This window comes from Rhizobium sp. Leaf262 (assembly GCF_001422245.1).
GTDB lineage: Bacteria > Pseudomonadota > Alphaproteobacteria > Rhizobiales > Rhizobiaceae > Agrobacterium.
The window spans coordinates 241,309-262,007 of record NZ_LMMM01000001.1 but is presented as its reverse complement, the minus strand read 5'-3'; the positions used below and the strand labels follow the sequence as shown (position 1 = coordinate 262,007).

The following is a 20,699-nucleotide window of genomic DNA, read 5'->3' as shown; positions in this document are numbered from 1 at the left end:
CGTGTCGCGGCTGGCAAAGATTCGTCATAAACATGCCCGCTCTCCTGTTCCTTTGACGTTTGAGCAATTCTTCATCGTCCCGAATTCGTTTTGGCGGCCGGAATGAGCAGTGTGGCAATCGCTGCCAGCGCGGCTACGCCTGCGAAAATGTAGAAATTCCACTCGGGCGCTGCATTCGTGCTGGCAATGAAACCACCCAGCAGCGGGCCCGTCAGAGCACCGATGCGGGAGAAACTCAGCGCAAAACCCGTACCGGCGGAGCGTATCGTTGCGTCCAGGCGCTGCGCGAGAAAGCCTGTCAGAATGAGCGAGGCCGAGACGGTGCCGAAACCGGCAATCGCCACGAAGACATAGTTGACGATCAGGGAGCCCTTGAAGGCCAGGGCGGCAATTCCGGCTGCGCCAAGGATGTATGAGAGGGCAACCACCAAGCGGGTTCCGAAGCGATCGGCCCACGTGCCAAGGACGATACCGCCGATTGCGGAGCTGAGACTGAAGACCGCAAGAAACAGCAGACTGTCGCCAAGGTCATAACCGTTCTTGCGCATGATCTGCGGCAGCCACTGCGCAAGTCCGTAGACCAGCAGCAATCCCATAAAAAGTGCCGCCCAGAAACAGATGGTCTCAAAAGCTTTCTCGGGCGAAAAAATCTGTCGTAGGACGGCTGTCCAGCTTCGGTCGGTCGACGTCTGCTTAGTGTTGACGACGACGGGAACGCCCATTCGTTTTGCCGTTTTTTCAGCAGCAGCGCGCTTTCCACGCAGCATAAGAGACTCGACGGATTCTGGCAGGAAAATCATGAAGAACGGCACGACGAGAACGGGCAGAGCGCCGAGCAGGACGATCGTACGCCAGCCATGTTCTGCCAGAAATGCCCGTGAGCACAGCGCCGCAGCCAGAATGCCCATGGAATAGCCCGAATACATCAGGCCGTAATTGAAGCTTTTGCTGTTTTTCGGCGAATATTCCACCGTCAGGGCCGCCGCGACAGGAATGATACCGCCCAGACCCAAACCCGCCACGAAACGGCTAACGGCAAAAAACGTCGGTGTCGGCGCGTAGGCCGTTGCGACCATGCAGAGTGCAAACAGAGTGAGGCAACCGATGAAGACAGGCTTGCGACCATAAACTTCGCTGACAGTGCCCGCCAGAATACCGCCGATCAGCATGCCGATGACGGTGTAGCTTCCCATCGCCCCAAGCTGGAGCGGCGTCAGCTGCCAGACGGGATCGGTGGAGAGAGCGGGCAGTATGGCGCCAAGCACGCCGACATCATATCCTTCCGCAAAGATCGCAAACCAGCAAAGCGCCACGACGAGCAGGCTTTTGGAGCGCGATATTTCGGCTTTCGATGCATAGTCCGTTGGTATGGTCGTTGTGACTTTGTCCATTAGAACGTTCCCCTGCGAGGATTTTTCCTTCGCGATTTTATTCATCATGTCCCGCTGTGACCGCGCTGCTTCCTCAACAGTGCGGTTACAGATCAGCGCTCTTCCTTCAGCGCCGATCAATATCTAAAGCGTTGAGACCGTCTTCAGCGCTCCATCCAACGCGATCCCCTGTTCATCCAGAAGTGCTGCCTGTCGCAGTCTGCGCATCCATGCGGCACCGTCATCTCGATGTTCCAGCGATGGCAGGGCCGACATGACCCGGTCGAATTTCGACAGGCCGCGGGTGTGGGTATCGGAGTAGCCCTTGACCAGCCGTCTGTTGTTGAGCACTTCGACTGCAAGATCGTAATTGCGAGATACCAGCGAGGCCGCCGTGCCGAGCCAGGCTTCGCGATGTTCGATTTCGCGGAAATGGCGCAAAGTGCTGCGACGCATGCGGCGCAGGGCGGAGATGACGTAAAGCGACATGAACCAGAATAGCGTGCCTGTCTGTACCCGTCGTCCCTTGTTGATGAGGCGATCAAAGAACGCGAAGAGCTTGGGATTGCTTTCGATCCACAGGCCCAGCCCCTTCGGCAGGGTGCCGCAGACTTCTTCCATGCGTGGATGCATGTATTCCGTCATGTAGAGAAGCTGGTCTGGCTTAACGCCCACCTCCTTGCGCACGCGATCAAAGCGGGTGCCACGTGTTTTGAGGTCCGCGACGCGGATGATATCATCATAGGCCATGGAGATGGCGACATATTTGGCGGCTTGTACCGTAAACGCGTAGTCTTTCCCCTCGCCGTCATTTGCCTTGTCGAGCGCGTGAAGCTTGGCGACGCGGTCGAGATATTCACCGGCATAGGCCGGGTCCTGGAATTCAGTAAGTTTCTTCACACCTGCGAAAAGCAGGGGCCATGCGGCCTCGGGAAATTCGGCGCGCATTCGGTGAACGAGGCGGTCGAGCTGCGGATGGCCAGCCGTTTCCGGCATGGTGTCGAACCGCTTGTGCGGTGAGGCGCTCACCTCATCACGCGGTTTGGCCTTGGCGCGATCATAGGATGCGTTGAAGGCGCGAAGGCTTGCTTCCACACCCTTGCCGCCGCCACGGATGGTTGCTTCGAAGGCTTCCTTGGGAAACGGCAAAACGTCCGCTGCGGCCAGCGCGCCGAACATGGAAGACGAGATGACGCTGCCGTTTTTCAGCGCAAGCGTATCCATGTCGAAAGCAATGGTGCGCTTCGCGGCAAAATCCGTCGCTCCCACCACGACTGTCGGGTCACCGATGCCGTCGCCCGGCTTTTCCTTTTCGCCAACGGCAAAGGAACGGTGGGTCGAGGCGATCAGCGTCGTTCTCTCGGGTGTCACCAGACCACGCAGCACCGAGCGTCCGGCTTCCATCAGTTCGGAGGCCAGAACGACATCGACGTCACCCGGTGTCGGCATCAGCGAGAAGATGGGGGAGACGCCGTCGCGCGCGGGCAGCATCTCGATATAATAGATGGTCGCGCCCGTGCGCTGGGCAACGCCCTGGACGGATGTGGATTGCGCCATCCAGCCCTGTTCTTCGGCAAGACCAACGATCCAGTCCGCCAGCACGCCACCACCCTGCCCACCCATGGCCATGATGGCGAGCGTCAGGGGCTTGTCGGAGGCGAGCGTTGTCTTGAGGTTTACCGTCTCATTCATGGTGCTAACCTCAATCTGCAAACACGATGCGGCTGGATGCACGGCGCGCCTGAAGCCAACCGATGACGGAAGCGCGGATTTTGGCCATGAACCTGTCCCAACTGGTGGGGTTGTGGATGATATCGGCGCGGTAGAAGGACGGACAGAGGACGGCTGCCTCCGAGACCTCACCGCAATTGCCGCAGCCGACGCAGGAATTGTCGATGGCTGCGACCGGATCGTCCTTCAACGGATCATCCGTGTGCTTGACCGAAAGCGACGGACAGCCGGACAGGCGAATGCAGGCGTGATCGCCCGTGCAGACATCCTCATCCACGCCGAAGCGTTCCTTCACCATGCGTTTGCCGTCCTTCACCGCCTTGGCAAATTGCGGCTTGATGCGACGCTGCTTGTTCAGCATGCATTCCGAGGAGGCGACGATGATTTTCGGGCCTTTTTCCTTGGATGTCAGTGCTTCCTTCAACGTATCGCGCATTTTGGCGACATCATAGGTGCGGTCGATCTGGCGCACCCATGTGGCACCGATACCTTTGACGGCATTGACGATGGAATTGTTGGTCTTGCGGTTCGGGTTGGTGGCGCGCGACGAAAGAATGTCCTGCCCGCCCGTTGCGGCGGAATAGAAATTGTCGACAACGAGAATGACGCCATCCTGCTTGTTGAAGACGGCATTGCCGACAGACGTTGCAAGACCATTGTGCCAGAAACCACCATCGCCCATGACGGCAATCGAACGCTTGTCGGACTCGACGTTGAAGGCAGACGCAGAGGCTGGGCCGAGACCATAGCCCATTGTCGTGCCGCCAATATTGAAGGGCGGCAGGATGGAGAAGAGGTGACAGCCGATATCCGCCGAAACGTGATGTTCTCCGAGTTCCTTTTCGACCAGTTTCATAGCTGCAAAGATCGGCCTTTCAGGACAGCCCGTGCAGAAACCCGCGGGACGGGCGGGCACGACTTCGGCCAGTGCCTTGACCTTGGGGTCGTTCAGAACATCCGATGGATCCGGCACCGGTGGCTGGTTACCGAGAAGCTGACGGTCATAGGTTTCGATGAAGGCTTTCAGACCCTTCATCATCACCGGCGCGGTATATTCTCCACCCAGCGACAGCATGTCCTTGCCGTGCAGCTTCGTCTGGATATCGCGGCGGCGAAGCAGCGTATTCAACGTCTGCTCGATATATTCAGGCGCGCCTTCTTCGATGATGATGACGGCCTTCTTGCCGACGCAGAAATCGACGACTTCGTCATCGATGGTCGGGTAGGCAACGTTCATCACGTAGAGCGGAACGGCTGAATTGCCGTAGACATCGGCGAGACCGAGCTGCTGCAAACCGCGCATGACGCCATTATACATGCCGCCCAAAAGGATGATGCCGATGTCACCCTGTTCAGGGCCGAAGAACTCGTTGAGTTTACGCTCCTTGATGAAGTTGACGGCGGCTGGCCAGCGGCGCTCCAGCTTGTCTTTCTCATGCGCGAAATTGGCGGGTGGCAGGACGATGCGGTTGACGTCCCTGACAGGATTTTCCAGCGCCTGCCTCAACGTATATTCCGGGCGCTTGTTGTCCTTGGCGACGAACTGGCCGTGGACGTGACAGGCACGAATGCGGACCTGCAACATGACAGGCGTGTTAGAAGCTTCCGATAGTTGGAAACCATCTTCAACGGATTGCACGATGGACGGCAGGTTGGGGCGCGGATCGAGCAGCCACATCTGGGATTTCATCGCAAAGGCGTGGCTGCGCTCCTGCATGATGGAGGAGCCTTCGCCGAAGTCTTCACCGAGAATGATGAGGGCTCCACCGGTGACGCCGCCAGAGGACAGGTTCGATAGGGCGTCGGACGCGACATTCGTTCCAGCCGTGGATTTCCAGGTGACCGCACCGCGCACGGGATACATGACGGAGGCAGACAGCATGGCAGCAGCGGCGGCTTCGGAAGCCGAGGTTTCGAAATGAATGCCAAGGTCTTCCATGACGTCCTTGGCATCCGCCAACACGTCCATCAGGTGCGAGATCGGCGAACCCTGATAGCCGCCGACATAGGACACGCCGGATTGAAGCAATGCTTTGGTGATGGCTAGAATGCCTTCGCCCCGGAAGATTTCACCCTCCCCGAGCTTGAGATCCTCGACTTCACGCGCGAATGACCGTTCTGCCATGGTCTTCCCCTTATGTGTCACGCATTTATATGCATATTCATAAGTTGAAGCTTATAGCATTGTCAAATGACAACGATAGAAAGCGCGACTTTCATCTTAAAAAATTACGGATTTGCTGGTTTAAAATGCATCTGCATAAAAAACAAAGGCGCGACGCTCAAAGCCTGAGCGTGACCGCGATCAGGTTCAGCCAACCGCGTGGTAACGTCGCCGGAAATAGACCAGAGCGTTTTCGTCCGATCCTTGAACGAGTTCGATGATGCGGCAGAACAGGACCTGATGGGTGCCGCTTTCGACCATCGTTTCGATTTCGCAATCGAAGGACAGAAGCGCACCGTCCAATCGCGGCGAGCCCGTTGCGCCTGTCGACCACGTTCCTTCCAAAAACCGCTGTTCTTGCAATGTCGCGCCGCCAAAACGCCGCGACAAATCTTCATGGCCGTTGGCAAGCGTGTTGACGCAGAGCACACGGTTCGTTTCGAACATGCTGGCCACCGAGCTGGACCGGTTAAGACAGACCAGCAAAGTCGGCGGCTGATCGGTTACGCTGCAAACGGCGGATGCCGTGAACCCGGCCTTACCACCCGGGCCATCGGTCGTGACGATGTTGACGGCGGCGGCCAATCGCGACATGCCCTCGCGAAAGGCAAGCCGCAAAGCTTCGACATCATGGGGTGCAGCGTGCGCGTTCATTCGACACGCAGCCCGGCTTGCTTCAAGAGCGGCATGACGCGGTCGCAGAAGAATGGCAGCTCGTAGGTATAGTTGACGAAGGACAGGGCGATGCCGGAATAGCCCTGCTGCGAAATTGCGATCATGTCTTCGACAATTTTTTCCGGGGTTCCGACGAGCGGATAGCCACCCGCACCGCCTGCAAACCGCTTTCGGTAACGCTCATAGCTTTCCTTGTCATGGGACTGGGAGAACTCCTTCTTGCCTGCCATATGCGCATCAACCGCCTCATGGTCGGCAAGGGTGACGGCGTAACGCTCGTAATAGTCTTCTGCCTCTTTCTGGGTCTCGCGGCAAACGACATGACATACGGTATAGGCACCGACGTCCCGGCCCTGCGCATCTGCCCGCGCGCGGATATCCTCGACATGCTTTCCCGCTTCAGCGATCTCGCTAAAGGTGGTGAAAAGATATTCGCAGTTCCTTGCAGCGAAATCCCGGCCTGGCCCGCCAAAAGCGGCGTTCATGGTGACGGGGCGCGGCGATTGCAGGCTGGCGGGGCGGCTGACCACATCTTTCAGCTTGTAATACGTGCCCTCATAATCGAAAGGTGCCTCAGCGCCATAGGCGCGCTCAACAATCTCCAGCCATTCCGCAGCCTGATCATAGCCTTTTTCCACCAGCGGCACACCGAACATGCCGAATTCCTTCGGGTTCCAGCCGCAAACGATGTTGAGGCCCGCACGACCGCCACTGATATGATCGACGGTTGCCAGCGACTTTGCCGCATAAAGCGGATGGACCAGGGGAACATGGACCGTCATGAACAGCGCGATGCGTTCCGTGACGGCGGCAAGGCCTGCGGCCCAGGTGAAGGTTTCGTAAGACCATTCCCGCACCCGGTTCTTGCCGCCAAAGCCCTTCCAGCGGGCGATTGGCAGCAGAAAATCCAAACCGCCGCGATCGGCGATCTGTGCGGCATTCAGATTGTCCTGCCACCGCGCCTGCCAGCGTTCCGGCACATCTGTAATGGCGAGGCCGCCATCGGCGTTGGGCGAGAAGACACCGAGCTTCAGCTTGCTCGGACCTTTCAAGGGGTGAGGCTTGATCATGACGTTCCCTTTTTGATTGTTTTTCGGCGCGACCCGCGCCCTGTCTTGGTCTGATCCAACTGGCGGCGGCGAATGGTGAGGAAGGCCTCTTCCGCCGCAAACATGTAAAGCGTCATATATTCCGCAACAGCCACGGAATCGCGCGACACAAAGGCTGCGTGAATACGCGAAAGGCCGTCTATGTAGTGCTTGACCATGTCTGCGTCGCCAAAACTATCCAGCCGCACCGACTGGAAATAGTTGATGAACCGCGCAACGGTCTCCGCCAGATGTTCATTGCGAACCGCCTTCAGCCAGGCATTGCGAAAATCGACATTGGCATCCAGCAGAAGAGACATATCGCTTTTTGTCAGTGCGGATTTGATGCGGCTCATCGCTTCGTTGAGGTCCACCTCGATGTCGGGCGTCATATCGCGCGCGGCATTTGCTGCCGCGCGTGGCTCCAGCTGGCGGCGCAGTTCGAACAGGTTGGAAATATCCTCTAACGAAAGCTCACGCAGGGCAAAACCGCGTGTCGTTCCGACAAGATAACCCTCGGCTACCAAACGCAGCAGAGCTTCGCGTGCTGGTACGCGCGAAACGCCGTAACGAGCGGCAACCGCGGTATCGACCAGCCGGTCCGCTGGCGAAATCGCGCTACGTTGGAGCTGCAAGCGCAGATCCGCATAAATGGCATCAACGATATTTTCGCTAGGCTTCTGCATCGTAAACTCCTGCAAAAATCGTATACCGATTTCAACATATTTCAAGCATAAAAGATTTATTATGCAAAATACGGCCTTATATCGTATACAGTTTTCACACTTGCCGCTGCGATGATTGACACCTAAACTAATTTATAAGCCGTATCTCGATCACCGAAACCCCCGTCTCCCAGAGGTCCTATGAGCGACTTTCGCACAGCATGTCTTGGCCAACAGCGGTTGATCGGCACGTTTGCCGCTATCCCGCATCCCGTCGCCGTCGAAGTCGTTTCAGCCGCTGGCCCCGATTTCATCTGCATTGATGCGGAGCATTCGCAGATCGGGCGGGAATTGATCGAAAACCTGATCCGCGCTGCCGATGTTCACCGTGTTCCAGCCATGGTGCGCGTGCCGGGGCATGCGCCGGAATCGATTGCGGGTGTGCTGGATGCCGGTGCCGCTGGCGTTCTGGTACCACGCGTCTCCACCGCCGCCCACGCCCGCGCCGCCGTTGCCGCCACCCGCTATCCGCCTGTCGGCGAGCGTGGCGTCGGGCCCGGTCGCGCGGCTGGCTATGGCTATCGAATTCCCGACTATCTCAAGAGCGCCAATGAAAGCCTCGTCTTGGCCATACAGATCGAGACTGCCGAAGGCCTCGCCAATGTCGAGGAAATCGTTGCCGTCGAAGGTGTCGACGTCATCTTCATCGGCCCCGGCGATCTCTCGGTTTCCATCAACGCGCTGGGCCCCGACGGAGCCCCGCGGCTTGAGACGGCCATCCTTGAGATCACGCAGGCAGCGACCAGAGCAGGAAAAACGGTCGGCATTTTCCGTCCCTCGGCAGATGACGTGACCAAGTGGTCGCAGGCTGGCATCAGTTTCTACATCCTGGCCAGCGATACGATGTTTCTGGGCGCTAGCCTTGCTGTTGGCATCACTGCCGCACGAGACGCTTAAGCGCTCTGTGGTGCGACGATCTTCGTTGCCATCGGAAAATGCGCATTGCCGCCTTCGAAGGGCGGGAAGCTCTTGAAGTCTTCCCGCATGGCGATGCGCGCCGGGGACTGGAGTGCTGCGGTAAGCGCCGCCCCACTATCGAACATCACACGGTTACGCTGCATGTGATTGGCTCTTTCCCAAGGCAGGAAGCCGGTCCAGTCCAGGCGGGACAGGATTTCAATCCCTCGAATGCCGGGAAACTGGCGCATGACCTGCGGGTGGTGCGCGATGTAGTAATGCATCCACACATTCAGGTCTTGCGCCGGGCCGGGATAGTGCACGACGTAGGAACAGGGATTACCGTTGCGCGCAATGTCGAGTGTGGCGTCATCGACCGGAAAGTGCCGGACATACATGGCCTGCTGCGTCGCCTTGGCACCCTGGATGCTCGACAGGACACCCGGGGCGGCCAATGCGTGCAAGTGTCCTGACGGCGCCATTGCGTCTTCCAGCGCGGACAATTCGTCGAAATGAAGCTGCAAGCCGAAAACGGGCGCTTCTTCCTGTGGATTGAACAGGTCTTGCGCCGTTTCAGGCGTGTAGAGGTTCGCAGAAGTGAGCCCCGGTGTCAGCGCAATGATGTCCTCCACCGTTTCGATATCTGTCTCGCTGACCACGAGTTGGCTGTCGTCCATATTCTCGAAAAAAACGAGGTAGGCGAAACGCATCGCAGGCTCCAATGTCCAGGAAAAATGCTGTAGATTGCGGACCGCACGTCGCCGGCAATCGAGGGTTATGAGATGGCTCAGAACCAAAACATGTCATAAGCACCTGGCAATGCGCAAGCTATTTTAAGCTTAAATCTTTTCGCTTGAATCCCGATGGATTTTGTCTCACCATTCGTGGTGATCCTGCCGGGTGTGCGGTTGGGAAAAGTCGTCACGTCCACTCATAGCGATCAGCGAAGACCACAAAAACGAATATTCGATCCGGCCCCGGAAACGCTGCTGGTTACGAAAACAGAGGGAACTGCTTCATGACCGTATCCGTTTTCCGCCGCGCCTTTCTGGGTATTGCGGCAACTGCCGCCTTCTCTGTGGCAAGCGCAGGCCTCGCATCTGCCGCCGCACTCGTGGCTGGCGCCTATCCCAGCAATCCGCCTTTTGAATACAAGAATGCCAGCGGAACTTTTGAAGGTTTCGAGGTCGATATCGCCGCCGAAGTTGCAAAGCGGCTCGACATGACGCTTGAGATTTCCGATTTCGGGTTCCAGGCATTGTTTGCCGCAACCGCCTCGCGACGCATCGATGTCGCCATCTCATCCATCACCATCACCAAGGAACGTTTGGGCAGCCAGTCCTTCACGCAGCCCTATTACGATGCCGACATGGGCATCGCAACCCGCAAGGAGAGCAAGATCGCCAGCCCGGAAGACTTGAAGGGGGCTGTCGTCGGCGTCCTGGCGGGTTCCACGGGCGATAAGTGGGCGAAGGAAAACAAGGAAAAATACGGCATCAGCGATATCAAGAGCTACAATGCTCAACAGGATATGCTGATGGATATGTCCGCTGGACGCACTGACGCCGCCGTCAGCGACATTCCCGGCATGGAATACGCCTTCCTCAAGATGAAGGATCTGGCCGTAAAAGTCCGCATCAAGACTGGCGAGCAATATGGGCTGATGATGGCCAAGAACCATCCGCTTCTGGGCAAGGCCAATGATGCGATTACCGCAATGAAGAAGGACGGCACGCTGGCCGCCATTCACAAGAAGTGGTTCGGCAGCGAGCCTGCTGCCGGTTCGGCCTCTGCCGTCGAGATGCCTATCCCGCAGCCGTGAGACGGGCCGCTTTCTGCCGCAATCGCTGATGCCGGTCGCTCGTCGCTCGGCATCATCCTTACGTCAAACATAGCATGGAAGCAGCCTGACGTCGTTTGGGCACCCATGCCCATGTCTGGACCTCGCGCCCATGCGTCCGGTCGGCATGCCCCAAAGGCTCACGGATATGACCATCCTCGATACTTTCTTCAACGCCGAAATCCTCGGCAGCGCATTTCCGGCGCTGCTGCGTGGTCTGCTGAACACGTTTCTGCTGGGCCTCGCAGGCATCGGCCTTGGTATACCGACAGGGCTGATCATCGGTCTTCTGCGGCTCTATGGGCCAAAGCCCGTGCGATATATGGCAGTATTTTACATCGACATCTTCCGCGCAGCGCCGATGCTGGTCGTGCTGATGCTGATCTACTTTGCGCTGCCTTTCGTCGGCATTCGCCTGTCATCCTGGACCTGCGCGATCCTGGCCTTCGCCCTGGTGATGGCGGCCTATATGGCAGAGGTTTTTCGATCCGGTATCGAAGGCATTCCATCCGGGCAGTTCGAAGCGGCAGCGGCCCTTGGCCTGCCGTTTCTGATCACACTTCGCAAGGTGATCTTGCCGCAGGCCGTGCGTGTCGTTATTCCGCCAGCCACGAACAATTGCGTGTCCATGTTCAAGGATACGTCGCTGGCATCGACTGTGGCACTAGCGGAACTGATGAAGGAAGGGCTGGATGCGCAGGCGCTTTACGCCAATCCGACGCCGCTGATCGGCGCGGCACTGATCTACATCGCGTTCCTGTGGCCGATGGTGCGTCTGGTCGGCATGCTGGAAAAGAAATTCAGCCGGGAAAAGGCGCGATAGCGCTTCCTTTCAGAACGTCGGGTTCTCCAGAAGCGCGCAATGACGGCTGAGCTCGGCCGCGGCCTGTGTCGTGGCAAAAATATATTCAGCTTCACGCTTATCGATATCCTGCAGGGCAACGACGAGGCAGATGGAGGCGATGCAACGCCCCTGACGTTCACGGACAGGGGCCGTCACGCAGGCCACATAGGGATCCACCAGCGCACGGGTGACCCAATAGCCCTGTTCACGCGCCTGCTCGACTTCCCGATGAAGCTGGGCTGGTGACGAGACGGCGCCGGTGAGCGAGGTGAAATCCTCAACCGGGATGGAGCGCTCCAGATCTTCGGCACTGTAGCCATCCAGCAGGAAACGCGCGGCAGCGGTGGATGGCAGCGGAAAACGCGATCCTTCGACAGCGGTACGATAACCATGGCCGCGCCCAGAAATCGATATCATAATCAACTGCTTCCAGTCATGGAGAAGATCGAGTTCGCAGACTTCGCGCGTGGTTTGCGCGAGGTTTCTGATGACCTCCTTCGCCTGACGGGCGAGCGGCGCGCTGCGATCATAAACCTGGCCTAAAAGCCCGCACAGCCTGCCGGGCACGATCAGACCCTCTGGCTCCGTTTGATCGAGAAATCCACGCGCCATCAAGGTATCGATGATGCTGTAGACCGTCGAGCGGGGTGCGCCGAGCATTGCCGCTATGGCATTGCGTGTGGCTGGTTGCTGTTGTGCTGCCACCAGTTCCAGCACGTCCAACAAGCGATCCGTTCCCCGCGCCCTCACATGCATTTGCAAATATCTCCCGTTGACATCGCAGAAATTATAACCCTAAACTATCTTATAGGGATCATATGTCCACTACAAGAGACATAAAAGAATTCCATCTTTCAATAAGGGAACAGACAATGCCAGCATCAGCAAAACTGCCTTATTCACCCTTTCGACGATTTGCCGCCGCTCTCATGGTGTCGGCCCTCATCCCCGCAGCCAATGCGTGGGCCGCCGATCTCAATCTGGCCTACAGCTCGTCCGCAACATCCATGGACCCGCAATTCCACAATGCGAGCCAGAACATTGCCGTCTCGCGCAACATGTTCGAGACCCTGACCCAGATGGACCCCGACAGCCGGATCATCCCCAATCTGGCCGAATCCTGGACGAAGATCGACGACCTGACCTGGGAATTCAAACTGCGCCCTGCCAAGTTTCAGGATGGCAGCGATTTCACAGCCGAAGACGTCGCATGGTCTCTCCAGCGCCCCAATACGATTGAAAACAGCCCGTCCAGCTTTGCGATCTACACCCGCGCCATCACCAAGACCGAGGTTGTCGATCCACACACGATCCGCCTGATCACCAAGACGCCTTACCCGTTGCTGCCTGCCGATCTCACCTCTGTCTTCATCGTCAGCAAGAAGGCGAGCGAAGGCATCTCCAGCGAGAAATTCGCAACGCCTGAGCATATGATCGGCACCGGACCGTATAAGTTCGTGAAATATACGCCCGATGATCGCGTCGTCATGACCCGCTTCGATGGCTACTGGGGCGGCAAACCGGCGTGGGACAACGTCACCATCCGCTTCATGCCCAATGACGGTAGCCGGATGACGGCTCTGCTGTCCGGCGATGTCAACGCCATCGAAAACGTGCCCACACCTGATATCGAAAAGGTCAAGGCCAATCCCGATCTGGTCTACAGCGCCAAGAAAACCCACCGCCTGATCTTCCTTTTCCTCGATAGCGGTCGTGACAGCTCGCCGGGCGTAAAGGCTGCGGATGGTTCCGCCATTGCCAAGAACCCGCTGACGGATGTGCGCGTGCGCAAAGCCATCAACATGGCCATCGACCGCAAGGCGATCAGCGACCGTCTGATGATGGGCCTCGCCTATCCGACGAACAATCTGTCGACTGACCAGATGCTGGGCTTCGATCCGGCTCTGGAAAACGTGCCCTTCGATCAGGCTGCCGCGAAGAAGCTTCTGGCCGATGCCGGATATCCAGACGGTTTCCGTCTGACACTCGGCACACCGAACAACCGTCTTCTCAACGACGAGCGCGTGGCGCAGGCCATTGCGCAGATGCTGACGCGTATCGGTATCCGCACCGATGTCGATGCCGTCCCCTTCTCTGCCATCAACACCAAGGGCAATAGGGGTGACTTCTCCGCCGTCATGATGGGCTGGGGCGTTCAGACGGCCGAGGCATCCTCGGGCATCCGTATGATGGTGGCCTGTCCCGACAAGGCGCGCGGCTGGGGCGTGGTGAACTGGAGCCATTATTGCAATCCGGCGCTCACCGAACAGCTCGTTGCTCTGACGTCCGAGATGGACGATGCCAAGCGCAACGATATGCTCAAGGCTGCCGTCCACACCGTCAATGACGACATGCCGATCGTGCCGCTCTATTTCCAGGGCATGACCTGGGCGGCCAAGAAGGGCATCAAGATCATCCCGCGCATGGATGAACGCACGTCTGCGCTCACCTTCGAGCCTGCACAATAGACTGTATCACGGCGGATCGGCCAAAAGCCGGTTCGCCCCCCAAATATAATCTCGCGGTGCGCGCTTGCGCCCTGCGTCAGCTATTTCGGTGGTCGAACAGATGGTAGCCTATCTCATACGCAGGCTGGGGCAATCCTGCCTGGTGCTTTTCACCATGGCGGTTCTCGTCTTCCTCGCGGTTTTCGCTCTCGGCAGTCCGGTGGACATGCTTGCCAGCCCGGACGCAGATCAGGCCGAACGCGCAGCCCTTGCCGCCCGCTTCGGTCTCGACCAGCCCTTGCCGGTACAATTCGTCAGCTTCATCAGCAACGCGCTGCATGGAGATCTGGGTTCCTCCTTCGTCTATGGAAAGTCGGCGCTTTCGGTGATCGGGGAACGCTTGCCAGCCACGCTGGAACTCGCAGTTCTGGCACTCACCTTCTCGGTCCTCATCGGCGTGCCACTCGGCGTCATCGCAGGTTTGCGGCCAAAGTCGATTGCGGCGCGCGCCATCATGTCCACATCGATCTTCGGCTTCTCCCTGCCGAATTTCTGGATCGGACTGATGATGATCCTGTTCTTTTCGGTCTATCTCGGCTGGCTTCCGGCGGGCGGGCGCGGTCCGACGACGACCGTGCTGGGAATGCAGCTTTCGATTTTCACCTGGGAAGGTCTGCGCCACCTCATCCTGCCGTCGCTCACCCTTGCGCTCTACAAGGCGTCGCTGGTCGTGAGACTATGCGAGGCAGGCACCCGTGAAGTGATGACGCAGGAATATATCCGCTTTGCCCGCGCCAAGGGCCTCAGCCGCTTCCGCATCATAAGGCTGCATCTGTTGAAGAACATGATGATCCCTGTTGTCACGATCCTTGGCATGGAATTCGGCGCGATGATCGCCTTTACCGTTGTCATCGAGACGGTTTTTGCCTTCCCCGGCATGGGCAAGCTGCTGATCGAATCGATCAATCGCTTGGATAGACCTGTCGTCGTCGCCTACCTCATGGTCACCACGGTGATCTTCGTCGTCATCAATCTTATCGTCGACCTGCTGTATGTCGCGCTCGATCCGCGCGTCCGGCTCGGCGGGACAAGCGAGTAAGCCATGAGCAACATCGACGCCACCACGCCTCCTCTCCCGGCAGCTACATCCAAGGGCGAAAAGCTTCTGCTGCGCCAATTGCGCGATCTCGTTTCCAGCACGGAAGCCGTCATCGGACTGACCATTCTCCTCATTCTGGCCTTCGTCGCGATCTTCGCGCCACTGATCGCGCCACAGAACCCTTACGATCTCATGCAGCTCGATATCATGGATAACATGCTGCCACCGGGCTCCACGCTCGGAAATGGTTTGACCGCGTGGCTCGGCACCGATGATCAGGGTCGCGATATGCTCTCGGCCATCATGTATGGCATGCGGGTTTCGCTCGGCGTCGGCATCGCTTCGGTGGTCATCGCCAGCGTTATTGGAGCTCTGGTCGGCGTGCTCTCGGCCTATATTGGCGGGCGCTTCGATGCGCTGGTCATGCGGATCGTCGATTTGCAGCTGTCCTTTCCTTCGATCCTGATTGCACTCGTCCTTTTGACGGTCTTCGGGCGCGGTCTCGACAAGGTCATCCTGTCCCTCGTTTTCGTTCAATGGGCCTATTATGCCCGAACGGTGCGTGGTTCGGCGCTGGTCGAAAAGAACAAGGACTACATCGCCGCCGCCCGCTGTCTTGAGATGTCGCAGTGGCGCATTCTCGTGCGGCACATGCTACCGAACTGTATTCCGCCGCTCATCGTCGTCTCGACCGTGCAGGTCGCCCATGCCATCACGCTGGAATCGACACTCTCCTTCCTCGGCGTCGGCGTTCCCGTAACGCAGCCGTCCCTCGGCATGCTGATCGCCTCGGGTTACGACTTCCTGCTGTCGGGCAATTACTGGGTCTCGACCTATCCCGGCATCGCCCTGGTTCTCATCGTCGTCGCCATCAATCTGGTGGGTGACCGCCTGCGGGCCGTGCTCAATCCGAGGTTCATCCAATGATGCAGGTACAAACGAAAATGATCACACCTGCGCTTGCCGTCGAGAACCTCAGCGTGACCTTCCACACCCGCAAGGGTCTCGTCACGGCGGTCAACGATGTCAGTTTCCACGTCAATCCCGGCGAAGTGCTGGGCGTGGTCGGAGAATCCGGTTCCGGCAAATCCGTCACGGGTCTGGCGACCATGGGGCTGATCGATGAGCCCGGCAAGATTTCTGCCGGACGGGTGGTTCTGGAAGGCCAGAGCATTGCCGATATTGGTGATGGCGCCATGCGCGGCCTGCGCGGCAACCGCATTGCGATGATCTTTCAGGACCCCATTTCGACGCTGAACCCGGTGCTGCGCATCGATACGCAGATCATCGAAGCGATCAACGCGCATGAGAAGGTCTCGAGAGCGGCGGCCCGTGCGCGTGCAATCGACGCCTTGAAAGCGGTCGGCATTCCTTCGCCGGAATCACGACTGGAGGCCTATCCGCACCAGTTTTCCGGCGGCATGCGCCAGCGTGTGGCGATTGCCATTGCGCTTCTGCATCGCCCGGCCGTGCTGATTGCAGACGAGCCAACCACTGCACTTGATGTGACCATTCAGGCCCAGATCCTGGGTGAGGTACAGCGACTGGCGGCTGAAAACGGCACGGCGCTGGTGTGGATCACCCATGACCTCTCGGTCGTTGCCGGTCTCGCCGATCGTATCGCCGTCATGTATGCCGGTCGCATCGTCGAGACCGGAACGGTGGCCGAGGTGCTGACCGCGCCGCGCCACCATTACACCGCAGGCCTCATTGCATCCGTGCCAAGTCGCAACAAACGCGGCCAGCCGCTGGCGCAAATTCCGGGCTCTACCCCCAGCCTTGGCAACATGCCCTTGGGCTGCGCTTTCCATCCGCGCTGTCCGGCCCGCACCGACATCTGTACGACGACGCTCCCTCCCGTCGTTACCGATCCCTCCGGCCGCTTCGCGCGCTGCCACCATCCGCGACAGGAGGCTTGAACATGCAGCCCATCCTTAAACTCGACGCCGTTTCGCGCCAGTTTCGCGGCACACCGGATTTTGCCCAGCGCATCGTCGACTTCGTCACCCGAAAGAACTCAGAACAGGTCGTTCGCGCGGTCGATGGCATCGATCTCGATGTCCGCCCCGGCGAAATCGTCGGCCTTGTGGGCGAATCCGGCTGCGGCAAGTCCACACTGGCGCGCATCATCTCCGGCATTCTGGCGCCGTCACAGGGCAAGATCCTGCTCGAAGGCCGTGACTTTGCGGCCATGTCGGAGGCGGAGCGCCGCAAGGCCAGCCTTTCCGTGCAGATGGTGTTTCAGGACGCGACCGCCTCGCTCAATCCGCGCAAGCGGGTGATGGAAACCATCGGCGAAGCCGCAGTCTTTCACGGCATCATCCGCGCAAACGAAATGACGGCTTACGTCAGCGACATCATGAAGCGCGTGGGTCTGGACCCTGCCAGCCGCGATCTTTATCCGCACCAGTTTTCCGGTGGTCAGCGTGCACGTATCGGCATTGCAAGGGCATTGGCCGTCAAGCCGCGCATTCTCGTCTGCGACGAGTCGACTGCCGCACTGGACGTTTCCATTCAGGCGCAAATCCTCAATCTCTTTGTGGAGCTGAAACGGGATCTGGATCTCACCTATATCTTCGTCAGCCACGATCTCGGGATGATACAGAATTTCTGCGACCGTATCGCCGTGATGTATCTGGGACGCATCGTTGAACTGGCGGAAACCGAAACGCTGTTCGCCAACCCGCACCATCCCTATACACGGGCGCTTCTGAAGGAAATTCCGACTTTGGAGCCGAAGAAGCGGGTCTTCACCGCCATCAAAGGTGAGATGCCGTCTCCGCTCAATCCGCCATCGGGATGCCACTTCCATCCCCGCTGCGTGATTGCCCGACCCATGTGTTCGAACGACAGCCCGGCGTTGCGCGAGACCGATCCCAATCGGTTTGCGGCCTGCCATTTCGCTGAGGATTTCAAGGCGAAGGAGTTGTCGGATGCTGTGTGATGGGGAACGGCTTGGGCCATCAGTGAATGGCAGTGCGTGGGATACCCCCCTCTGCCCTGCCGGGCATCTCCCCCACAGGTGGGGGGATCGACTCGTTGAAACCTCTCGCCCATCTCAAGCGATGCGCATAGAGCGATTGGTAAGCGTCCAGCCGATCTCCCCCCTTGAGGGGGAGATACCCGGCAGGGCAGAGGGGGGTAAGCGGCAGATCGAAACGATCATAATCGACCGCGTAGTCTTCAAAGGGAGAGAAACCGATGTCCATCTCCACTGACGTCACCCGCCACCTCGCCGATCTCATCGCCTTCCCAACCGTCAGCGCCGTCTCCAATCTCACCCTGCTGGATCACCTCGAAACGGTCGTTGCACCCTTTGGCGCAAGGCTACGCCGCTTCCCCAATGCGGAAGGCGACAAGGCCAATTTGCTCGTCTCGATTGGCCCGGATGCACCCGGCGGAATCATTTTCAGCGGCCATACCGACGTTGTTCCGGTAGCCGGACAAGCCTGGAGCGCAGACCCTTGGGTGCTGCGCCAAACCGGTTCGCGCGTCGTCGGACGCGGCGCGACAGATATGAAAGGCTTTCTCGCGTGCTGCCTCACAGCCTTGCCTACGATTGCCGCGCGCTCCTTGAAACGCCCTGTTCATCTCGCTTTTTCCTATGATGAGGAAGTGGGCTGCACCGGCGTTGGCTCCATGGCCGAGTGGGTCGGCAAAAGCGGGCTTGCGCCGCAGATGGCCATCATCGGTGAAGCCACAGCCATGGATCTCGTCTCCGCCCACAAGGGTGGCCTCATCGGCTGGGCGCGGGTGCGTGGCAAACCCGGGCACTCCTCGCAGCCGGACCTTTACGTCAATGCCGTCATGGCTGCTGCCGAGCTGATCGCGGAGATCAACACAATCCGCGCCGACATGCGCAGCGGCCCGCAATTCGAGGGCCTCGATCCACCCTATTCCACCATTCAGGTCAACCAGATCACAGGCGGGCTGCACGGCAATATCGTGGCCGAAGCCTGCGACTTCTTCTGGGAGATGCGGATCATTCCGGGTGAGGATGACTACGCGGTTCTCGACCGTATCAAGCGCTATGCTGCTGATATCATCGAGCCCGCCATGAAAGCCGTGGACCCGGATTGCGGCATCAGCATCGAGGTTCAGGCACGCATTCCCGGCCTCAAACCCGAAGCCGACGCGCTGACCCGACAGGTTCTCGATCTCCTCGGCAAGCCATCGCCACGCTTCGTCTCCTATGGCACGGAAGCAGGCATATTCCAGCTTGCAGCCACGCCGTCCTTCGTCGTCGGTCCGGGCGATATCGCCGATGCGCACCAGCCGGATGAAGGCATCGAAATCTCAGAACTGGAACGCTGCGTCGCCTTTCTCGACCGTCTCGGAGAAAGCTGCTGCCATGCGTAATTTCACAACAAGGACCAGAGCATGAACCAGACCCTGTCATCGCGCGAAAATGCCATTGCTAGGGCGCTCGATCATCTCACCGATGGCTCCTTCGAGACCACCATGCGTCGCCGCGTTGCCATCCAGTCCGCAAGTCGCCTCAAAGACCGCAAGGCCGATCTTGAGCGCTATCTGAACGAAGAAATGCAGCCGCATTTCGAGCGCATGGGGTTTACCACGACCCTGCTGCATGACGAGGCGGCACCCGGCCCGTTCCTGCTGGCGCAGCGGATCGAAGATTCTGCTTTCCTCACGATCCTGCAATATGGCCATGGCGACGTGGTGGCCGGTCTCGACGGCCAATGGGCGGAAGGGCTTTCACCCTTCGAGATGACGGAGCGCGATGGCAACTGGTATGGGCGCGGCACCGCCGACAACAAAGGCCAGCATTCGATCAATATGGCGGCTATCGAGGCCGTTCTGGCCACTCGTGGCTCCCTCGGCTTCAACCTCAAATACCTCATCGAAATGGGCGAGGAATCAGGTTCTCCCGGCCTTGATACCGTTTGCGAACGTAATCGCGACCTGCTGGAAGCGGATGTGCTGATCGCTTCGGACGGCCCGAGACTGGCACTGACACAACCGACGATCTTTCTCGGTGCCCGTGGTGGCCTGTCCTTCCATATGGAAGTAAACGCCCGCGAAGACTTCCAGCATTCCGGCAACTGGGGCGGGCTGCTGGCCAATCCGGGCATCGAGCTTTGCCACGCTATCACCGAACTGGTCAGCCGCACCGGCCAGATCAAGGTGCCGGAAATGACGCCGGGTCACATCCCAGACAATGTGCGCGCAGCCCTCACGCGCTGCCATATCGAACCGACGGCTGGCGATCCTTCCATCGAGGAATGGTGGGGCGAGCCGGGCCTCACATCCGAGGAAAAGGTCTTCGCCTGGTCGTCTTTCGAGGTGATGGAAATGGAATGCGGCAATCTCGCAACGCCGCTTTACGCCATCCCGCCAAAGGCGCGTGCCCGCATGCAGCTGCGCTTTCCGGTCAATGTCGATTATGCAGCCGTGGTCCCGGCTGTCCGGCGGGTGCTGAAGGAAGCTGGCTATGACCGCGTGGTCGTCACCGATCCCTTCGACGCGATTTTTCCGGCAAGCCGGTTGGACCCGGACCACCCTTGGGTGCGCCGCGTGGCGGCCTCCATCGAAAAGACGACGGGCTCGCCGCCCGCCATCCTGCCCAATCTTGGCGGCTCTCTGCCCAACAACATCTTTTCGGACCAGCTCGGCCTGCCGACGGTCTGGATTCCGCATTCCTATCCCGGCTGCCTGCAACACGCCGCCAATGAACATCTGCCCGTCAGCATCGTGCGGGAGGGCCTCGCGATCATGGCAGGGCTTTATCACGATCTGGGACAACCAAACCCATAACCACATTCCCCGATGAAACGGGGACACGTCACGAAAGGGAGAAC

18 protein-coding genes are annotated in these 20,699 nt (G+C 58.9%); 10 read left to right on the top strand and 8 right to left on the bottom strand.

The window, feature by feature from the left end:
- Positions 1–71 precede the first annotated feature (71 nt).
- From ASF29_RS01225 to ASF29_RS01200, 6 genes are all read right to left on the bottom strand, one after another.
- Positions 72–1,391 (bottom strand): MFS transporter, encoded by a 1,320-nt coding sequence (locus ASF29_RS01225; RefSeq protein ID WP_062448585.1) that lies wholly within the window; start codon positions 1,389–1,391, stop codon positions 72–74.
- Positions 1,392–1,514: 123 nt separating this feature from the next.
- Positions 1,515–3,062: an indolepyruvate oxidoreductase subunit beta family protein gene (locus tag ASF29_RS01220; RefSeq protein WP_062447752.1), complete on the bottom strand. Its 1,548-nt coding sequence runs from the start codon at positions 3,060–3,062 to the stop codon at positions 1,515–1,517.
- A gap of 10 nt (positions 3,063–3,072) precedes the next feature.
- The gene (locus tag ASF29_RS01215) at positions 3,073–5,226 is read right to left on the bottom strand and encodes an indolepyruvate ferredoxin oxidoreductase subunit alpha (RefSeq protein WP_062447749.1); all 2,154 of its coding nucleotides are present in this window, start codon (positions 5,224–5,226) and stop codon (positions 3,073–3,075) included.
- A gap of 186 nt (positions 5,227–5,412) precedes the next feature.
- Positions 5,413–5,919, bottom strand: a complete 507-nt coding sequence (locus ASF29_RS01210) for a flavin reductase (RefSeq protein ID WP_062447746.1) — start codon at positions 5,917–5,919, stop codon at positions 5,413–5,415.
- Entirely contained in the window at positions 5,916–7,010 is a 1,095-nt protein-coding gene (locus ASF29_RS01205; RefSeq protein WP_062447745.1) for an LLM class flavin-dependent oxidoreductase, read from the bottom strand. Before ASF29_RS01205 ends, ASF29_RS01210 begins: the two co-directional genes overlap by 4 nt.
- Positions 7,007–7,714 (bottom strand): GntR family transcriptional regulator, encoded by a 708-nt coding sequence (locus ASF29_RS01200; protein WP_062447742.1) that lies wholly within the window; start codon positions 7,712–7,714, stop codon positions 7,007–7,009. Before ASF29_RS01200 ends, ASF29_RS01205 begins: the two co-directional genes overlap by 4 nt.
- A 180-nt stretch (positions 7,715–7,894) precedes the next feature.
- Here ASF29_RS01200 and ASF29_RS01195 point away from each other — a divergent pair, with 180 nt between their 5' ends.
- Complete coding sequence (locus ASF29_RS01195) at positions 7,895–8,650, top strand: aldolase/citrate lyase family protein (RefSeq protein ID WP_062447739.1); 756 nt, start codon at positions 7,895–7,897, stop codon at positions 8,648–8,650.
- On the opposite strand, the gene ASF29_RS01190 is transcribed toward ASF29_RS01195, so the two are convergent.
- A complete protein-coding gene (locus tag ASF29_RS01190) occupies positions 8,647–9,360 on the bottom strand; it encodes a hypothetical protein (RefSeq protein WP_062447737.1) in 714 nt (237 codons plus the stop codon). The genes ASF29_RS01195 and ASF29_RS01190 overlap by 4 nt on opposite strands.
- Before the next feature lie 308 nt (positions 9,361–9,668).
- On the opposite strand from ASF29_RS01190, the gene ASF29_RS01185 reads away from it, so the two are divergent.
- Together ASF29_RS01185 and ASF29_RS01180 are read left to right on the top strand one after the other, a co-directional pair.
- Positions 9,669–10,472 (top strand): ABC transporter substrate-binding protein, encoded by an 804-nt coding sequence (locus tag ASF29_RS01185; RefSeq protein WP_062447735.1) that lies wholly within the window; start codon positions 9,669–9,671, stop codon positions 10,470–10,472.
- Between the two features lie 166 nt (positions 10,473–10,638).
- A complete protein-coding gene (locus ASF29_RS01180) occupies positions 10,639–11,313 on the top strand; it encodes an amino acid ABC transporter permease (protein WP_062448582.1) in 675 nt (224 codons plus the stop codon).
- 9 nt (positions 11,314–11,322) lie between these two features.
- On the opposite strand, the gene ASF29_RS01175 is transcribed toward ASF29_RS01180, so the two are convergent.
- Positions 11,323–12,090 carry an IclR family transcriptional regulator gene (locus ASF29_RS01175; protein WP_062447731.1) on the bottom strand — a complete coding sequence of 256 codons (768 nt, stop codon included), beginning with the start codon at positions 12,088–12,090 and terminating at the stop codon, positions 11,323–11,325.
- A gap of 116 nt (positions 12,091–12,206) precedes the next feature.
- On the opposite strand from ASF29_RS01175, the gene ASF29_RS01170 reads away from it, so the two are divergent.
- The 7 genes from ASF29_RS01170 (at position 12,207) to ASF29_RS01140 (ending at position 20,655) form a co-directional block, all read left to right on the top strand.
- Positions 12,207–13,802, top strand: a complete 1,596-nt coding sequence (locus ASF29_RS01170) for an ABC transporter substrate-binding protein (protein WP_082453329.1) — start codon at positions 12,207–12,209, stop codon at positions 13,800–13,802.
- A gap of 100 nt (positions 13,803–13,902) precedes the next feature.
- A complete protein-coding gene (locus tag ASF29_RS01165) occupies positions 13,903–14,880 on the top strand; it encodes an ABC transporter permease (RefSeq protein ID WP_062447728.1) in 978 nt (325 codons plus the stop codon).
- A gap of 3 nt (positions 14,881–14,883) precedes the next feature.
- Positions 14,884–15,807, top strand: coding sequence for an ABC transporter permease (locus ASF29_RS01160; protein ID WP_082453328.1), 924 nt, complete (start codon positions 14,884–14,886; stop codon positions 15,805–15,807).
- Positions 15,808–15,824: 17 nt separating this feature from the next.
- On the top strand, positions 15,825–16,799 hold the full coding sequence (locus ASF29_RS01155; protein WP_062448576.1) for an ABC transporter ATP-binding protein: 975 nt from the start codon (positions 15,825–15,827) through the stop codon (positions 16,797–16,799).
- Positions 16,800–16,801: 2 nt separating this feature from the next.
- A complete protein-coding gene (locus ASF29_RS01150; RefSeq protein ID WP_082453327.1) occupies positions 16,802–17,824 on the top strand; it encodes an ABC transporter ATP-binding protein in 1,023 nt (340 codons plus the stop codon).
- Between the two features lie 257 nt (positions 17,825–18,081).
- On the top strand, positions 18,082–19,239 hold the full coding sequence (gene argE, locus ASF29_RS01145) for an acetylornithine deacetylase (protein WP_062447723.1): 1,158 nt from the start codon (positions 18,082–18,084) through the stop codon (positions 19,237–19,239).
- Positions 19,240–19,260: 21 nt separating this feature from the next.
- Positions 19,261–20,655 (top strand): M20 family metallopeptidase, encoded by a 1,395-nt coding sequence (locus ASF29_RS01140; RefSeq protein ID WP_062447720.1) that lies wholly within the window; start codon positions 19,261–19,263, stop codon positions 20,653–20,655.
- Positions 20,656–20,699 lie beyond the last annotated feature (44 nt).